The sequence below is a fragment of the Acidovorax sp. GW458-11-26-14-TSB4 genome, assembly GCF_059423865.1.
The window spans coordinates 21,911-37,192 of sequence record NZ_JBWKYR010000035.1; the positions used below are offsets into that span (position 1 = coordinate 21,911).

Genomic DNA, 15,282 nt, shown 5'->3' on the forward strand with positions numbered 1-15,282 from the left:
CTTCTCCATGCATTTCATCAAGCGTTCCCTGCGCTGCGGCCTGGTGCTGCTGGCCACTGCCATTCCGTTGCTGGGCATGGCCCAGACCGCCAAGCCCCTTGCGCCCGAGGTGCTGGCAGCCATCCCTGCAGAGATCAAGGCTCGCGGCGTGCTGCGGGTGGGCTCGCAGCAGACCTTTCCGCCCATCGAGTTCCGCGAGCCGGGCAAGAGCGAGGTCACGGGCGCGAGCCGCGACCTGCTGGCCGAGGTGGCACAGCGTTTGGGCCTGAAGCTGGAGTTCGTGCAGGCCGAGTACTCGGCGCTGATCCCCGGCCTGGAGGCCGACCGCTTCGACCTGGCTTCGGGCGGCATCAGCGACACCGAAGAGCGCGAGCAGAAGGTGGACTTCGTGAACTACCTGTTCTCGGGCGGCAGCATCCTGGCGCTGGCGGCCAACAAGGAGCGCCTGGAGACCATCGACGACTTCTGCGGCAAGGGCGTGGCCACGCTGCTGGGCAGCCGGGTCATCATGGCCCAGGTGGAGGCCGCGTCCGAGCGCTGCGTGAAGGCCGGCAAGGCCGCCATCCGCGCGGAGCAACTGCCCTCGGCACCCGATGCGCGCATGCAGCTCGACCTGCGCCGCGTGGACGGCTACCTGGGCGATTTCCCGGCCCTGGTGTACATGGGCCAGCAGTTCCCGGACCGCTACCGCATCGTCGGCGGCAACTACATGCTCACGCAGTACATCACCTCGTGGGGCTTCGCCAAGAACCGCACCGCGCTGCGCGACGCGGTGCAGAAGGCCACCCAGTCCATGCTGGACGACGGCACCTACCGGAAGCTGCTGGACAAATGGGGCGTGGGTGGTGCCGCCCTGCCGGCCATCAGCGTCAACCTGCCCGCTTCCAAGCGCGGCAAGTAAGCACCCGGGGCGGCTTGCCGCCCCTTCCCTGCCCCGACCGGAACCTTCGTGTGAACTCCGCAACCCCTTCGCCATCCCCCTCTTCAGCCACCGCGCGGCCGCGCCGGGTGGTGCACCGCCGCCCCTGGGGCCCCTGGATCTTTGCCGCGCTGGTGCTGACCGCCCTGGCCGTCCTGCTGCACGCGGCCATCAAGGCCCAGGTGCTCAAGCTGCCCATCTTCCTGGACTACCTGTTCAGCCGCCTGGTGCTGGAAGGCGCTGTCAATTCGCTGATGCTGGGCACCACCGCCCTGCTGCTGGCCGGCGTGGTCGGACTCGTCGCAGCGCTGATGCGCGTGAGCGGCAACCCCATCCTCACGGCGTTCGCCTCGACCTACATCTACCTGTTCCGCGGCACGCCGATGCTGATCCAGCTGATCTTCTGGTTCAACGCCTTCCCGATCATGTTCCCGCAGCTGCACATCGCCATCCCGTTCACCAGCTGGGTGCTGCTGGATGCACCGATGACCTCGGTCATCACGCCCCATGTGGCGGCGCTGATCGGGCTGAGCCTGGCCGAGGGCGCCTACATGGCCGAGATCATCCGCGGCGGCTTCCTGGCCGTGGACAACGGCCAGCGCGACGCCGCCCGCGCCATCGGCATGCCGCACGGCCTGCTCATGCGCAAGGTGGTGATTCCACAGGCCGCGCGCATCATCGTGCCAGCCGCAGGCAACCAGTACATCCTGCTGCTCAAGTCCACCTCGCTGGCCTCGGCCATCGGCTACCTGGAGCTGCTGCGCATCTCCACCGACATCTATGCGGCCAACTTCCACGTGGTCGAGCTGCTGGCCGTCGCAGGCTTCTGGTACCTGGTGATGACGGCCTTTGCCACGGCACTGCAGACCACGCTTGAGAAACTCTTTCCCCACCGCTAGCAGACCATGTCCCAGCCGTCCTCCAACGCCATCGAACTGATGGAAGTGACCAAATTCCGCGGCACGCAGTGCGTGCTGCGCAACGTCAGCGCCCAGATCCCGCGTGGCCAGGTGGTCGCCGTGCTCGGCCCCTCGGGCGCAGGCAAATCCACGCTGCTGCGCTGCGTGAACCACCTGGAGACCATCGACGGCGGCAAGATCGTCGTCGATGGGGGCCTGGTGGGCTATCGCGAACGCGGCGATGCGCTGCACGAGCTCAGCGACCACGAGATCAGCCTGCAGCGGCGCAGCACCGGCATGGTGTTCCAGAGCTTCAACCTGTTTCGCCACCTGTGCGTGCTCGACAACGTGATGGCCGGCCCGCTGCACGTGCTGCGCAAGCCGCGCGCGCAAGCGCGCGACACCGCGCAGGCACTGCTGCGCCGGGTCGGCCTGGCAGACAAGGCCCAGGCCTACCCTCACCAGCTCTCGGGCGGGCAGCAGCAGCGCGTGGCGATTGCGCGCGCCCTGGCCATGCAGCCTTCGGTGATGCTGCTCGACGAGCCCACCAGCGCGCTCGACCCGGAGCTGGCCCAGGAGGTGATCGCAGTCATCCGGCAACTCGCCCAGGACGGCATCACCATGATGATGGCCACGCACGAGATGGCCCTGGCGCGCGACTTCGCCGACCGGGTGCTGTTCATGGTCAACGGCGAGATCGTCGAAGACGTGCTGCCGGCCCGGCGCTTCTTCGAGGGCCCATCGAGCGAGCGCGGCCGCCAGTTCCTGGCCCGCCACCTCTCCCACTGACATTCCCACCGACCGAACGAGACCTTGCCATGAACCACCCCTTCCACCACCTGCACCATGTCTGCATCGTCGTGCACGACCTGGACAAGGCCGTCGCTTACTACGAGAGCCTGGGCATGGGCCCCTGGTTCGACTACCCCAAGGGCCAGCCCTACGTGGCCTTCGAAGTGCCGAACAAGGCTGCCTCCGACGCCATGCGCTACAAGTGCCTGGACCTCGGAAACTTCCAGCTGCAGCTGTGCCAGCCGTCCTTGCTAGACTCGCCCCAGCGGCAATTCCTCGACACGCGCGGGGAAGGCGTCTACCACCTCGGTTTCGAGGTGGAGGACTGCGACGAGGCCGAGGCCCATGCGCGGCAGGCCGGCGTGCTGCCGACCGCCCGGGGGCGCCGCGCCGACCGCTCCGGCTTCACCTACTTCGACACGCGCGCCGGTGCCGGCGTGGTGCTCGAAGTGCGCCGCACGGCCTGATGCCACCCCGAATTCCGTTCGCCACTTCCATTCGCCACAATGGGAACCCCATGACCCGCAACCACAACGGCTCGGCGCCGATCATCCAAGACGTCCACCAGCAGCTGCGCGACCGCATCCTGTCGCACGAGGTCAAACCCGGTGAGCGCCTGGTGGAAGACGACATCTGCGCACTGCTCTCGGCGGGCCGCACCCCCGTGCGCGAAGCCCTGCTGCGCCTGCAGGGCGAAGGCCTGGTCAGCCGCAGCCGCGGCTGGGTGGTGGGCACGGGGGCACCGCTGGCGGTGCGCAGCATTTTCGAGAGCCGCATGGCGATCGAGGGCTATGCCACAAGGTTGGCGGCCGAACGGGCCCCGGCCGAGGCGCTGCAGGAGCTGCGCCAGATCCTCGTGGCCATGGACGCGGCCGAGGCGGTCTCGCGCAGCGAGGTGAACCGGCTCAACCAGATCTTCCACCGCCGCGTGGTCGCGCTTTCAGGCAATGCTTATTTCGTCGAGCAGCACGAGCGCACGCAATTCCAGTACTGGAGCCTGCGGTTGCCGGTGATCTTCGCCAAGGACCAGCTGGCGCACTCCGCCAAGGAGCACCACGAGATCCTCGCTGCCCTGGAGCGGCGCGACGGCGACCATGCAGAGCAACTCACGCGCGAGCACATCGCCACCACGATGCGCATCGTGGCCGACGCGCTCGACGAACGCTGAGCAGCGCAGCAGCTTCCTCCATGAACGCCCGGCGCCTTGCGGCTGGCGACAGCCATCTCTATCCCGGCGTACGGCTCGCCGGCACACCGGCCAATGGGTTTGCGCACTGGCAGGCCGGCGACCCGGTGCTCATCGAGTTCGCCGACCTCAGCATCGGCGAAGGCAGGATCGAGGCCGCGGCGGCCAACGGCTGGCTGCTGCAGCTTTTCGCCCGCAGCACGGCCAAGGGCGCCGCCATCCCTGCCCAGACCTGGTGGCTGGAGCCCCAGCCCCACGAGCCCGGCCTGCTGCGCGTGCGCCGGATCTAGCCTTCCCTATACAGCCCCCATGTCTTCCCACCTCCAGGGCAGCGTGCTCCTGGTCGCCGCCATGGCCTGCTTCTCCGTGTCCGACGCACTGGTCCAACGTGCAGGCAGCGGGCTCGACGCCGGACAACTGGCCTGGCTGCGCTATGCACTGCTGCTGGCCACTGCGCTGCCGATGGCGCTGCGCCAGCCCGGGCTGTTGCGCTCCCAACGCCCGCTCCTGCAGCTGGGCCGGGCCGCCGGCCTGGTCGGCTCAGCCGTGCTGTTTCTGCAGGGCATCAAGACCCTGCCGATTGCCGAGGCCACCGCCCTGGTGTTCGCCTCCCCGCTGTATGTGACGCTGCTGTCCACCCTGCTGCTGCGCGAGCCCTGGCGACCCTGGCGCAATGCCCCGGTGCTGCTGGGCTTTGCGGGCGTGCTGGTCGTGGCGCAGCCCGGCGGGGCGGGATTCGACACCCCCATGCTGTTCCCGCTGCTGTCGTCCCTGGCCTGGGCGGGTGCCGTGCTCTGCACCCGCCTGCTCAGCAGCAGCGATCCCGCCCCCACCACCATCCTGTACTCGGCCGCACTGGGCGTGCTGGCCCTGGCGCTACCCGCTGCGCGCATGGCCCCGGGGGTACTCGCGCTGCAATGGCCCTGGCTGCTGGCCATGGCGGGCAGCTGGTGCACCGCGCAGTGGCTGATCGTCTGGGCCTACCGCATCGCGCCGCCGTCGGCCATCGCTCCCTTCTCGTACTCCCAACTGTTCTGGGCGGCACTGCTGGGGTGGCTGGTGTTCGGCCAGGTGCCCCAAGGGCCTACCCTGCTGGGCATCGCGCTGATCGTGCTCAGCGGCCTGTGGGCCGCATGGATGGCGCGGCCGGCGCGCGGGAGCCACCACGGCCATGAAAGCCCCCCTCCGGGCGGTTGACGCTGCCCTGGAAAGAATCCCAGGCGGCCAGGCCTTGGCCGCGCCAAACCAGGCCCGCAATCTACCCGAAACCCTGCCCTTCCAAACTGCGTCGGAACTCAGGCTGCTGCAGCCTGCGATGCACCCGCCTTGCTGCGCTTGAGCAAGGCAATCAGGACGTGGGCCCCCACCGCAAGGGCCAGAAGCACCAGCGCCCCCACCCCCCACACGGCCCAGGCCAGGAGCGAGATGGCACCCGAGAGCGCAGGCACGGCCTCCAACGCGCCCTGGATGACAGGACCGATGGAAGCGACCAGCGAACCGAACTCCTGCGCCAGCGCGGGCGGCAGCCAGACCGCCAGCCAGTCGGGCAGCACCGCCTGATCCACCACGGCAGGGCCACTGCTGGCCAGCGTGCCCGCGCCCGATACGGCCCACAGCGTCACCGCGTGCGCGCTCCAGCAGGCCACGGACCACAGGGCCAGCAGCGCCAGCGCGAGAAACCAGCTGATTGCATAAAACATCGGTGTCGTCCTTTCAAGATGGCAAGCAAGCCTCTCAGTATGGGCAAGGCACTTTGAAAGAAACAGCAGTCCAGGGCGAAACCTGAATCCGGTTTTTGCGAACTTATTTCACTGTTTGCAGCAGCAAAGAACGAATCCCCACCAGCCGCCCGCCCCAGGCGCTCAGATCGGCCGCGTCAGGTACACCGCCTCGCGCCCCACGATGGGCTCGCGCGTGGGCATCATCACCGTGCAGTCGTCGCACAGCGCGCGGATCTCCACGGCGCCATCGGTGGCGATGAGTTCGCCCTTGGCGAAGGTCTCGAAGCCCAGCACCGGCCGGGTGAAGGCGAAGTCGGGCGTGAGCACCATGCAGGTCTCCAGCAGCTCGAAGCGGCGCTGCGGTCCCGGTGCAACGCGGTCGGCGCGCGGTGCAGTCAGGCCGAAGTGGGCGATGAAGTCCTGCGCCACCTGGGTAGCGAGGTCGGCCGCCGATTGCAGGAAATGCTGGCCACACTCGACCACCATGGCCACGCCGGCATCGCCCAGGGCCTGGCCGTGACGGCCGTGCTGGATCAGCGGCGTGCCCGAGCCCAAACCATTGGGCATGACCATGTGCACGGGCGGCAGGCCGATGGCCAGGGCGGCCGCGGCATTGCGTTCGTAGGCGGGGTAGACCCAGAAGGGCTGCACGTCCTGGCTGGTAGAGTGGATATCGAGGATGTGATCGGCCGCCGCCACCACCGGGCGCAGTTCGCGCGCGCGGCGCAGCTCGGGGCTGTCGCCACTGCCGTCGAGCTCGGCGGCGGACCAGATGCGGTTGAGGTTGTGCACCAGCTGGCGGCTCTCGAACGGGCGGGACTCGTCGAACGATTCGTAGGCCGCCACGTTGGCAAAGCTGATGGTCAGCGTGCCGATGAGCGGGCGCACGCCGCTGTCGAGCAGGTGGGTGGCGGCCACCATGCCGCAGATCTCGTTGCCGTGGGTCAGCGCGTTGATCAGCACGTGGGGGCCGGGCTTGCCCGATTCGAAGCGGTGCACGTAGTCGATGCCGACATTGCCCTGGCGGTAGGCGGACAGGTCGCGGGGCAGCACTTCAAACGCGGGCGGGTTCTGGCTCATGGTGGGAGGGTTTCATTAACTGATAAGACAACACATCATTGTCGGCCCAAACGGCCGCGTGTGCACGCAGCGGCGTGGCCGCGTACACGCGGTGTACGATGCCCGCCGACCGACTGTTCATTGCCCTGAAAGCACCATGCCCAGCCAGCCCAACCTGCCGAGACTGCGTTTTGTTCCCATGGCCGAAGTGGCCCACCTGCTGCCCGCCGGCTGCTCCATCGCAGAACGCCTGCAGGCAGATCCTGAAGAGTTCAGCGCAGAGACCGCCGTCTGGATCAGCGGCGACGTGCAGTGGCCTGAACTGCACCTGGACCTGCCGCTGGTGGCCGATGGCGGCCTGCACCAGCTGGCACAGGCCCAGCCGGAGGCCGCCCCGCGGACCCGCCGTGCGCCCCATCTGGTCCTCGTGGAGGGCAGCCTCGCCATCGAGGGCGCGCTGACCGCCGGCAACACCTATGGCACCACCCACTTGGTGGTGCTGGGCGACCTGCATGTGCAGCATGCGGTCATCGGCGGGCAGCTGCTGCATGTGCAGGGCGCATTCACGGTGGACGAACTGCTCTGGGGCCATGCCCGCCACGGCGAGCTGCGGGTGGACGGCGGCCTCACGGCACGCGTGGCGCTGTTCACCGATGAATACCCGGTGCAGGTGGCTGGCGGCGAGCAGGTGCAGTTCCTGCTCGATGAAACACGCGGCGTGCCCAGCCTGGCGGAGTTTTCTGCCGAGGTGGCGGGCCTGGTGTTCCTGCCCGAGTACTTCGATGGCATCGACGACGGTACGGACGGCATCGGCGATCTGCTCGACCGTGACCGCGTGGTCGCCGCCGTGCGCGCCGGTGAGAGCCCGGTGCGCGCCAGCAGCGAGATCGAGGCCGACCTGCCCCTGGCCAACGACCTCTTCGCCGACGAGGCGATCAGCGTGGCCAACATCCTCGCAGCGGTGAACTCGCCCGTGGTCACGCACAAGGAGAAGAAGGCCTATGGCTGGTTCGGGCAGACCGATTTCCTGCTCTGCCGCCGGCATTTGGACGGCGATGGCGACCAGCGCGACGACAACGTCTTCATCACGGTCTGGAAGACCTGGGACTTCTACCTCTCGGTGGAGCACGAGCCTACGCGCAAGGGCCTGCTGGCCCGCCTGGCGGCCGCAGTGCGGAGGAAGCCCATCCCCTGCACCCAGGTTGCCACACTGCTCTACCGCGGCTACACCGAGGGAACGGAGGACGGATTCAAGGTGCTCGACGACGATGCCCCCGCCGAAGCGCGCGAGGCCTGCATGAAAGCCTGGCGCGGTGTGCTCGACTATGTGCGCCGCGCCGTAGGACAGTCGCGCGCCGGCTACCCGCTGTACCACCGGCTGCAGGCCACGCTCACCCCCAGGCACATCGAGCAATTCACCAGCCTGCCCTACTTCACCGAGGAGTACAACGACTGGTGGGACAGCGACAGGAACGGCACCTGGCACGGCGACGTATGGGTGGGTGCGCGCCAGCCCTGCCTGCACGACGGCGAGCCCTGGAGCCGTGCGCTCAAGCTCAGTTGGGAGAACGGCGAACAGCGGCCCGGTGACGACGCGGACGACAGCTACGCCGCCTACCAGCTCGACGTGGACGAGGCCCGTGCCGGCCCGCCGCTGGTGGAGTTCAAGTACGCCCAGCGCCAGAGCGAGCCCAGGACCGCACTGCCCCGCGGTGCGGTGGACCACATCGCGCGCCTGCTGCGCCTGTTTGCCCAGGTGGAGGCGAAGATCCGCGGCGAGCACGAGGTGCAGGAAGCGCAGCGCGCAGAAGCGCAACGCATCGAGGCCGCTGTGCACCTGCTGGCTACGCCCCCGCTGGCGCCGGACCTGCCCGATGCCGCCGTATTCCCGGCCGAGCTGATGCTGCTGTCCGAGCAGTGGCAGACCGGTGGCGAGACCTATGTGGCCGCCATCCGCGCCCACCAGTTCGCGCTGACCGCCCGCGCCCATGAGGGCGAGGGCGACGCCAGCGGCGAAGAGGAGGATGAGGAGGAAGACGACGACCTGCCCGACGACCCGCGCAAAGCCAGCGCCCCCACGGTGCTGCAGCTGGCCCGCGTGGTGAACCGGCATGCCGACGAGGCCCTGGCCGAGCGCTTTCGCCAACGCTTTGCCTTTGCCCCCGATGCCTATGTGCGCACGGCCTCCAAGCAGGGCCAGTTCATCGGCCCGGCCCTGCTGCTGGCCGATGGCCGCATCCTCGCGCGCATCGGGCCCGGCTACAGCGAGTCGGTGCACTGGGTGCAGATCGACGGCACTGCGGCCACGGCGCTGCCGGCGCTCAAGGGCCTGGGGCGGTCCATGGACGGGCGCTGCTTTGCGCAGAGCGACGGCACGCACATCACCACGCACCAGGGCTTTGGCGGGCCGCAGATCGCACAGCTGCCGCTGCCGCACGGCAACGAAGGCATCCCCGCATCCATGGGCCTGGTGGCCGGCTCGCTGGGCCGGCGCTGCGACGAGATCATCCCGTTCAGCGACGGCCGGCGGGTATTGCTGCGCAACCCCACGGGCATCTACCTGATCAGCACCAACCAGGGTGTGCAGCGGCTGCACCCGCAGGAATTCGACGAAGGCGAGGACGGCGACGAGGACGATGGCGGCCCCTACACCTGGCCCAAGAACCACGAGGACGCGGCCGAGGGCGAGCCCGAGGGCAGCCTGCTGTCCATGGACATGCTGCACATGGCCCTGTCACCCGACGAGCGCTTCATCGCCGTGGGCGACCAGGACAGCACGCACATCCTGCTCGGCGCGCAGGACGGCGGCCTGCTGCGCACGCTGGAGACACAGTCCTCCTACCCGCACCACGCGCGCTTCTCGCACGACGGCACGCGGCTGTGGTTCAACTCCTGCCACCTGTACAACGGCATCACCACCTCCACACGCGTGGACGACGCGCAGGACACCGAAGGTACGGTCGTCAACGCGGACTGGCGCGTCTACGCCTCGGCCACACTGCCCGGCATGGTGGTCATGGGCGATGCCAGCGGCTACGTGCACGCCATGGACGATGAGGGCAACACCCTGTGGCGCCACCATGTGGGCAGCAGCATCAGCGCCATCGAGGCCTCGCCCGATGGCAGCACCCTGCTGGTGGGCAGCTACGGCGGCTATCTGGCCGTGCTGCAGCGCACGGAGACGGGGCTGGACCCCTATTCCATCGGCACCTCGCCCTACGCGGAGGTGAGACGCTGGATTTTCTGGAACAACGAGAACGCACCGCTGCGCTGGTAAGCGGGGCGCTGCGCACGCACCGATCAGAAATGCGGACCGGGCCCTTCCTGGGCCAGCGCATCCTGCGCATTGCGCAGCGGGCAGACCTTGAGCGACAGGCAGCCGCAGCCGATGCAGCCGTCGAGCTGGTCGCGCAGCGCGGTCAGCGTGCGGATGCGCTCGTCCAGGTCCTCGCGCCAGCGCTCGGACAGGCGCTTCCAGTCGGCCACCGTGGGCGTGCGGCCTGCGGGCAGGGCCTGCAGCGCCTTGCCAATGGCCGCCAGCGGTACGCCCATGCGCTGGGCCACCTTGATCACCGCCACCCGGCGCAGCACCGAGCGCGGGTAGCGCCGCTGGTTGCCCGCGCTGCGCACGCTGGCGATCAGGCCGCGCGTTTCGTAGAAATGCAGCGCCGAGACGGCCAGCCCGCTGCGGCGCGCCACCTCGCCCACCGACAGGTCGGCCGCCAGCTCTGCCATGGAATCGCCGGGCGCGTCATCGTGCTGCTTCATGTCCATGCCTTTGAAGTGGGTCGTTGACCTCAAGTTAACTTGAGATTCAATACTACCAGCCTCTTCAACGACCTTCAGGACGTCACCCATGCCGCAGATCGCACAGCGCCTCAGCCCGGCCCACGCTGCCACGCTCGCCCACATCAACCCCGAGGGCGTGTACGACCCGGCCCCCAATGGCTACACCCACGTGGTGGTGGCACCCCTCGCGGGCCGCACGGTCTATGCCTCGGGCCAGGGCGGCGAGAACCTGGCGGGCGAGCTGTCGCCCAACTTTGCCGAGCAACTCGCGCAGGCCCTGGACAACATGCGCCGCGTGCTGGAGGCGGCCGAAGCCACGGTGCACGATGTGGTGCGGCTCACGCTGCTGGTGGTGGACCACACCGAGGAACGCCTGGCCCTGTGGACCGAGGCCGCGCGCCGCGTGTGGGGCGATGCGCCCACGCCCGCCTGCACCCTGATCCCCGTGCCGCGCCTGGCGCTCGACGGCATGCTGGTGGAAGTGGAGGCCACCGCCGTGGTGGCCCCACGGGGGTAACGCCCAAGGCCGTTCCGGTCGCCCCGGTTGTGGCGTACCATTCCGCGCAGCGGTCCCATCCGGAGACCCATACAGGAGGGCCCATGGCCAAAGGCGAACAGCGCAGCAACAAGATGACCAAGAAACCCAAGAAGGACACGTCGATCCCGAAGGAATCGCACGGCTCCGACCGCCCCATGCCGCCCGTGACGGCCGTGATCCCGCGCGGCAAGGACAAGAACAAGTAGTCGCACCGCGACCTGGCCGCGCCGTCCACGGCCGGTGCGAACCACAGCCCCCGCTGCTACCGGCAGCGGGGGCTGTTCTTTTTGCGCGGACTCATACCAATGGTCCAGGGGCCAGCCGGGCCAGCCAGTCCTCCTGCGGCTCGGGCCGGCCGAACAGATAACCCTGGTAGAGGATGCCGGGCGCACGCTGGCGCAGGAAGTCGGCCTGGGCCCGTGTCTCCACGCCCTCGGCCACCACGCGCAGCCCGAAGTGGCTGGCCACCGACAGAATGCCCTCGACCAGTACGCCGTCATCGGCATTGGTGGGGGCCTCGTGCACGAAGCTGCGGTCGATCTTGATCTCGCGGATCGGCAGGCGCTTGAGGTAGGCCAGCGACGAGTAGCCGGTGCCGAAGTCGTCCAGCGAGAACTCCACGCCCAATGCGCCCAGCTCGCGGATCTTGGCCACGGCATCGTCGAAATCGTCGATCACCAGGCCCTCGGTGACTTCCAGCGTGAGCAGCGCCGGGTCGGCCCCCGAGGCCGCCAGCAGCGAACGCAACTGCGGTATGAAGCCGGCCTGGCGGAACTGGCGCGCACTGAGGTTGACCGACAGGCGCAGCTTGCGCTCGCGCATGGCGGGCAGGGCCAGCAGCGCACAGGAATGCGCGAGCACCCAGGTGCCCAGGCTCACGATGAGGTCGGACTCCTCGGCAATGGGAATGAAGGCGCCAGGGGCGAGCAAGCCGTCGCGGGGGTGCTGCCAGCGCACCAGCACCTCGGCGCCCGTGAGCTCGCCCTGCGCATTCACCTGCGACTGCAGGAACAGCCGCAGCTCATCACCGGCAATCGCCTGGCGCAAGGTGCGCTCCACCAGGAAGCGCTGCTGCGCCGCCTCGCCCATGCCCTCTTCGAAGAAGGCCGAGCGCCCGCCCCCGGCCTGCTTGGCGCGGTGCAGCGCCGTGCCCGCGCGGCGCAGCGCCTCTTGCGGTGAATCGGCCGGGCTCTGCGGGTACAGCGTGATGCCGATGCTGGCGCCCAGCTGCGCCTCGTCGGCATAGCCCTCCAGGCGCATCGGCTGCAGCAGCTGCGCCTGCACCTGCTCGGCAAAGGCCAGGGCACGGCGGCTGGCCTGCGGCCCCTGGGTCGCCAGGTCGTGCAGCACGATGGCGAACTCATCGCCGGCCACGCGCACCAGCAGGCCCTGCTCGGGCAGCAGCGCCGACAGGCGCAGCGCCACGGCGCACAACAGGCGGTCGCCCATCTCGCTGCCGCGCGCATCATTGAAGATGGTGAAGCGGTCCAGGTCCAGCAGCACCAGGGCGTGCAACGCTCCGGGTGTGCCGCTTGCCCGCCCGGTGCGCCACTGCAGCGTGGCCAGACGGTCCACCAGCATGCGGCGGTTGGGCAGGCTGGTCAGGGCATCGAAGTGCGCCAGGCGGTGGATCTCCTCGGCCGCGCGCTTGCGCTCGGTGATGTCCTGCTTGAGCTCCACATAGTGGCTGATGTGCCCGTCGGTCTGGCGGATCGGCGCCACCACCACGGCCTCGATGATCTCCACCCCATCCTTGCGGCGGTTGACCTGCTCGCCGGCCCAGTTCTCGCCGCGCGCCAGCGTGTCGCGCAGGCCCAGGCGCTGCGCCGGGGCCATGCCGTTGCTCGACACCAGGGCCGAGGGCTGGCCCAGCACCTCGTCACGCGCGTAGCCGGTGCGGGTGAGGAAGGCGGCGTTGACGTATTCGATGCGCCCGGTGAGGTCGGTGATGGCAATGCTCTCGGGGCTTTGCTCCACCGCGCGCAGCAGCTTGCGCAGCTCGGCCTCGCTGGCCGCCAGGCTCGATGCGGTCTGCTGCGCCTCCTGCACGCGGCGCAGGTAGCTGCGGCGCGACAGCAGCGTGGCCGCGGCCGTCACGGCCAGGATGCCCGTGAGGTAGGCCAGGTAGGCCAGGCGGTTGCCGTAGCGCGCGTCGGGCAGCCAGCCGCGCAGGTCGGCCCACAGGAAGAACAGCAGCAACACGCCCGTGCAGCCGGTGAGCCACAGCGTGGCGCGCGCGCCCAGGATCCAGCCTGCAAACACGATCAGCACCGGAAAATTGAGCAGGTTGGGCCCGCGCAGGCCGCCATTGCTGGCCGCCACCAGCGCCACGACCCCCCACACCCCCCAGACCAGCACCAGCGCCGCCTGGTGCCAGCGCCCCATGCGGCCCAGCACCACGGACAGCGCGCCCATGCCACCCGCCCCCAGGTTGAGCAGCACATGCGTCCAGGACAGGGGCGTGTCCAGCAACAGCAGCGCCGAGATCAGGGTGCCGGTGACCGCGACCACCCATGCGCCGGCGCGCACCAGTTGCTGCGTGGTGGCGTCTTCTTGGTCGGCGGGCAACAGGTGGGCAACAGCGCGCATGGTGAGGGCAATGGCAGCCGATGATCTGTCATGGTAACGCGATACACCGCGCCTATCGAGCCCTCAATTGCCGTGCGGCAGCGCGACGCAGCGCAGAGCGCCCGTGGCGGCGCCCCTGGAGGGCTTACTCGGCCTCGCCGTCACCTGCAGACGGCTCGCGCATGCCCGATCCCTTGCCCTTGGCCTTGGCGCGCGCGTCCTTCTTCGCCTGGCGCTTGGCATCCTCGGCCAGGCCGGCAGCGCGCCAGGCCTCGAACTCGGTGGGTGTCTCCAGCGTGATGCGGCCCAGGATGGCGGTGCGAAAGTCGGTCATCACGATCTCGGCCGTCTTTTGCAGGTTCACCCGGCCGCCGCCCAGCATGGCGCCGCGCTTCTTGCCGATGGCTTCGAGCAGTTGATCGTCCTGCATGGTGGCCATGGCGCCCGCGGGCAGGCCCAGCTTGTAGCGCGCCTCCAGCAACGGCGCATAGTGCAGCTGCAGCCGGCGCAGCAGCTCCAGCGCCACCAGTTCCTCGTCGTAGGCATTGCGGCCCACGGCGCCGCTGGCGGCCAGGTTGTAGCCGCTTTCGGGAATGATGATGCGCGGCCACAGCATGCCGGGCGTGTCCCACAGGTAGAAGTCGTCGGCCAGCGTGATGCGCTGCTCGATCTTGGTGATGCCGGCCTCGTCGCCGGTCTTGGCCTGGCGCTTGTTGGTCAGGGTGTTGATCAGCGTGGACTTGCCCACGTTGGGCACGCCGCAGATCAGCACGCGCATGGGCTTGGCCATGCCGCCCCGGTTGGGCGCCAGCCGGTGGCAGCCGTCGATGAGCTTGCGCGCGGGCGCGGCCTCCGACGCGTCGAGCGCCACGGCGCCCGTATCGTGCTGGGCGTTGTACCAGTCGAGCCACAGCGCCGTGCGCGCCGGGTCGGCCACGTCCTGCTTGTTGAGCACCTTGAGCGTGGGCTTGTGGCCCGTGAGCTCGACCAGCAGCGGGTTGGCGCTGGAGCCGGGCAGGCGCGCGTCCAGCACCTCGATCACCACATCAATGTCCTTGATGCGTTCGGTGATGGCTTTCTTGGTCAGGTGCATATGACCGGGGAACCACTGGATGGCCATGCGGGGGGTACTTTCTTGAGCGTGCGGAGCGGGAATCAGGGTGGGAAGGATAATCGCGGTTGGCCCCAACGCTTTCCGCGCGGCTTTTCGGCGCCCGCTTTTGCCCTCATTTCCATGCCAACCAACAACACCCCACGCACCTCCACCCAGGCCAAGGCCGACAAGGAGATGCTGTTCAAGGGCGTCACCTGCGCCCTCATCGGGCTGGTGATCCTGCTGGCGCCCCATATCGCCCGCTCGGGCGGCGTGCGCGACCTCATGGCCCAGGCCACCTTGGTGGGCTGGTTCGCCCTGGTGCTGGGCGGAGCTTTCATCGTGAACTTCCTGCTGCGCCGGGCCAGGCGCCAGCGGTGATGGTGGGCACCGGCACGCCCGTGGCACCGGTCGATGCTGCGCGTGCGATGTTCGCACAGGTGCAGCAGCGGGCTGCGGCGGTGGGCGTCACCTTGCGCGCGCCGCCGCCTGAGCCTACCAGTTGTTGTGGGCGGGGGTGCAATGGGTGTGTGTGGGAGGGGTTCTTTGCTGCGGCTGAGTATTGGCGTGAGGAAGCGTTGCTGCAGCTGGGGTGATAGGTGCTGTTGTTGCCCAGGCGTGGTTCAGCGGTTGTTTTGACGGCATGCCTGTGCTGAGGGCGGGAGCCGGGTCTCGGCCCGGCGGCCGAGGTACCTTTCTTTGCGTCGCCAAAGAAACG

The 15,282-nt window shown here is 68.9% G+C and carries 17 protein-coding genes; 12 read left to right on the top strand and 5 right to left on the bottom strand.

The genetic code is table 11. The features are described 5' to 3' along the window. The first annotated feature begins 7 nt into the window (after nt 1–7). From AC07X5_RS31115 to AC07X5_RS31145, 7 genes are read left to right on the top strand one after another with little or no spacing between them, the layout of a single operon-like run. On the top strand, nt 8–901 hold the full coding sequence (locus AC07X5_RS31115) for an ABC transporter substrate-binding protein (RefSeq protein WP_494773304.1): 894 nt from the start codon (nt 8–10) through the stop codon (nt 899–901). A gap of 50 nt (nt 902–951) precedes the next feature. Continuing rightward, nucleotides 952–1,818, top strand: a complete 867-nt coding sequence (locus AC07X5_RS31120) for an amino acid ABC transporter permease (protein ID WP_494773305.1) — start codon at nt 952–954, stop codon at nt 1,816–1,818. 6 nt (nt 1,819–1,824) lie between these two features. After that, nucleotides 1,825–2,607, top strand: a complete 783-nt coding sequence (locus AC07X5_RS31125) for an amino acid ABC transporter ATP-binding protein (RefSeq protein WP_494773306.1) — start codon at nt 1,825–1,827, stop codon at nt 2,605–2,607. A 29-nt stretch (nt 2,608–2,636) separates the two neighbouring features. After that, nucleotides 2,637–3,077 (top strand): VOC family protein, encoded by a 441-nt coding sequence (locus AC07X5_RS31130; RefSeq protein WP_494773307.1) that lies wholly within the window; start codon nt 2,637–2,639, stop codon nt 3,075–3,077. 50 nt (nt 3,078–3,127) lie between these two features. Then, nucleotides 3,128–3,778 carry a GntR family transcriptional regulator gene (locus AC07X5_RS31135; RefSeq protein WP_409954521.1) on the top strand — a complete coding sequence of 217 codons (651 nt, stop codon included), beginning with the start codon at nt 3,128–3,130 and terminating at the stop codon, nt 3,776–3,778. Between the two features lie 20 nt (nt 3,779–3,798). Then, nucleotides 3,799–4,086 carry a hypothetical protein gene (locus tag AC07X5_RS31140; RefSeq protein WP_494773308.1) on the top strand — a complete coding sequence of 96 codons (288 nt, stop codon included), beginning with the start codon at nt 3,799–3,801 and terminating at the stop codon, nt 4,084–4,086. Between the two features lie 19 nt (nt 4,087–4,105). Continuing rightward, on the top strand, nt 4,106–4,993 hold the full coding sequence (locus AC07X5_RS31145; protein ID WP_494773309.1) for a DMT family transporter: 888 nt from the start codon (nt 4,106–4,108) through the stop codon (nt 4,991–4,993). Nucleotides 4,994–5,091: 98 nt separating this feature from the next. Here AC07X5_RS31145 and AC07X5_RS31150 read toward each other — a convergent pair whose 3' ends face one another. Continuing rightward, nucleotides 5,092–5,496, bottom strand: a complete 405-nt coding sequence (locus AC07X5_RS31150; RefSeq protein WP_494773310.1) for a hypothetical protein — start codon at nt 5,494–5,496, stop codon at nt 5,092–5,094. A gap of 162 nt (nt 5,497–5,658) precedes the next feature. Then, nucleotides 5,659–6,597, bottom strand: coding sequence for a M14 family metallopeptidase (locus tag AC07X5_RS31155; RefSeq protein WP_494773311.1), 939 nt, complete (start codon nt 6,595–6,597; stop codon nt 5,659–5,661). A 136-nt stretch (nt 6,598–6,733) separates the two neighbouring features. Between AC07X5_RS31155 and AC07X5_RS31160 the strand changes: the two genes are divergently transcribed. Further along, a complete protein-coding gene (locus AC07X5_RS31160) occupies nt 6,734–9,853 on the top strand; it encodes a WD40 repeat domain-containing protein (protein WP_494773312.1) in 3,120 nt (1,039 codons plus the stop codon). Nucleotides 9,854–9,876: 23 nt separating this feature from the next. On the opposite strand, the gene soxR is transcribed toward AC07X5_RS31160, so the two are convergent. Then, nucleotides 9,877–10,344 carry a redox-sensitive transcriptional activator SoxR gene (soxR, locus tag AC07X5_RS31165; RefSeq protein WP_494773313.1) on the bottom strand — a complete coding sequence of 156 codons (468 nt, stop codon included), beginning with the start codon at nt 10,342–10,344 and terminating at the stop codon, nt 9,877–9,879. An 88-nt stretch (nt 10,345–10,432) separates the two neighbouring features. Between soxR and AC07X5_RS31170 the strand changes: the two genes are divergently transcribed. Together AC07X5_RS31170 and AC07X5_RS31175 are read left to right on the top strand one after the other, a co-directional pair. Then, the gene (locus AC07X5_RS31170; RefSeq protein ID WP_494773314.1) at nt 10,433–10,882 is read left to right on the top strand and encodes a RidA family protein; all 450 of its coding nucleotides are present in this window, start codon (nt 10,433–10,435) and stop codon (nt 10,880–10,882) included. Between the two features lie 83 nt (nt 10,883–10,965). Next, nucleotides 10,966–11,109: a hypothetical protein gene (locus AC07X5_RS31175; RefSeq protein ID WP_409954513.1), complete on the top strand. Its 144-nt coding sequence runs from the start codon at nt 10,966–10,968 to the stop codon at nt 11,107–11,109. Between the two features lie 91 nt (nt 11,110–11,200). Here the strand turns inward: AC07X5_RS31175 and AC07X5_RS31180 are convergent, their stop codons facing one another. Both AC07X5_RS31180 and ylqF read right to left on the bottom strand, forming a co-directional pair. Beyond that, nucleotides 11,201–13,492, bottom strand: coding sequence for a putative bifunctional diguanylate cyclase/phosphodiesterase (locus AC07X5_RS31180; RefSeq protein WP_494773315.1), 2,292 nt, complete (start codon nt 13,490–13,492; stop codon nt 11,201–11,203). 124 nt (nt 13,493–13,616) lie between these two features. Then, nucleotides 13,617–14,591 carry a ribosome biogenesis GTPase YlqF gene (ylqF, locus tag AC07X5_RS31185; RefSeq protein ID WP_494773316.1) on the bottom strand — a complete coding sequence of 325 codons (975 nt, stop codon included), beginning with the start codon at nt 14,589–14,591 and terminating at the stop codon, nt 13,617–13,619. A gap of 114 nt (nt 14,592–14,705) precedes the next feature. Between ylqF and AC07X5_RS31190 the strand changes: the two genes are divergently transcribed. Both AC07X5_RS31190 and AC07X5_RS31195 read left to right on the top strand, forming a co-directional pair. Then, nucleotides 14,706–14,945 carry a hypothetical protein gene (locus AC07X5_RS31190; RefSeq protein ID WP_494773317.1) on the top strand — a complete coding sequence of 80 codons (240 nt, stop codon included), beginning with the start codon at nt 14,706–14,708 and terminating at the stop codon, nt 14,943–14,945. Continuing rightward, complete coding sequence (locus tag AC07X5_RS31195) at nt 14,945–15,160, top strand: oxidoreductase-like domain-containing protein (protein WP_494773318.1); 216 nt, start codon at nt 14,945–14,947, stop codon at nt 15,158–15,160. Before AC07X5_RS31190 ends, AC07X5_RS31195 begins: the two co-directional genes overlap by 1 nt. The last annotated feature ends 122 nt before the right edge of the window (nt 15,161–15,282 follow it).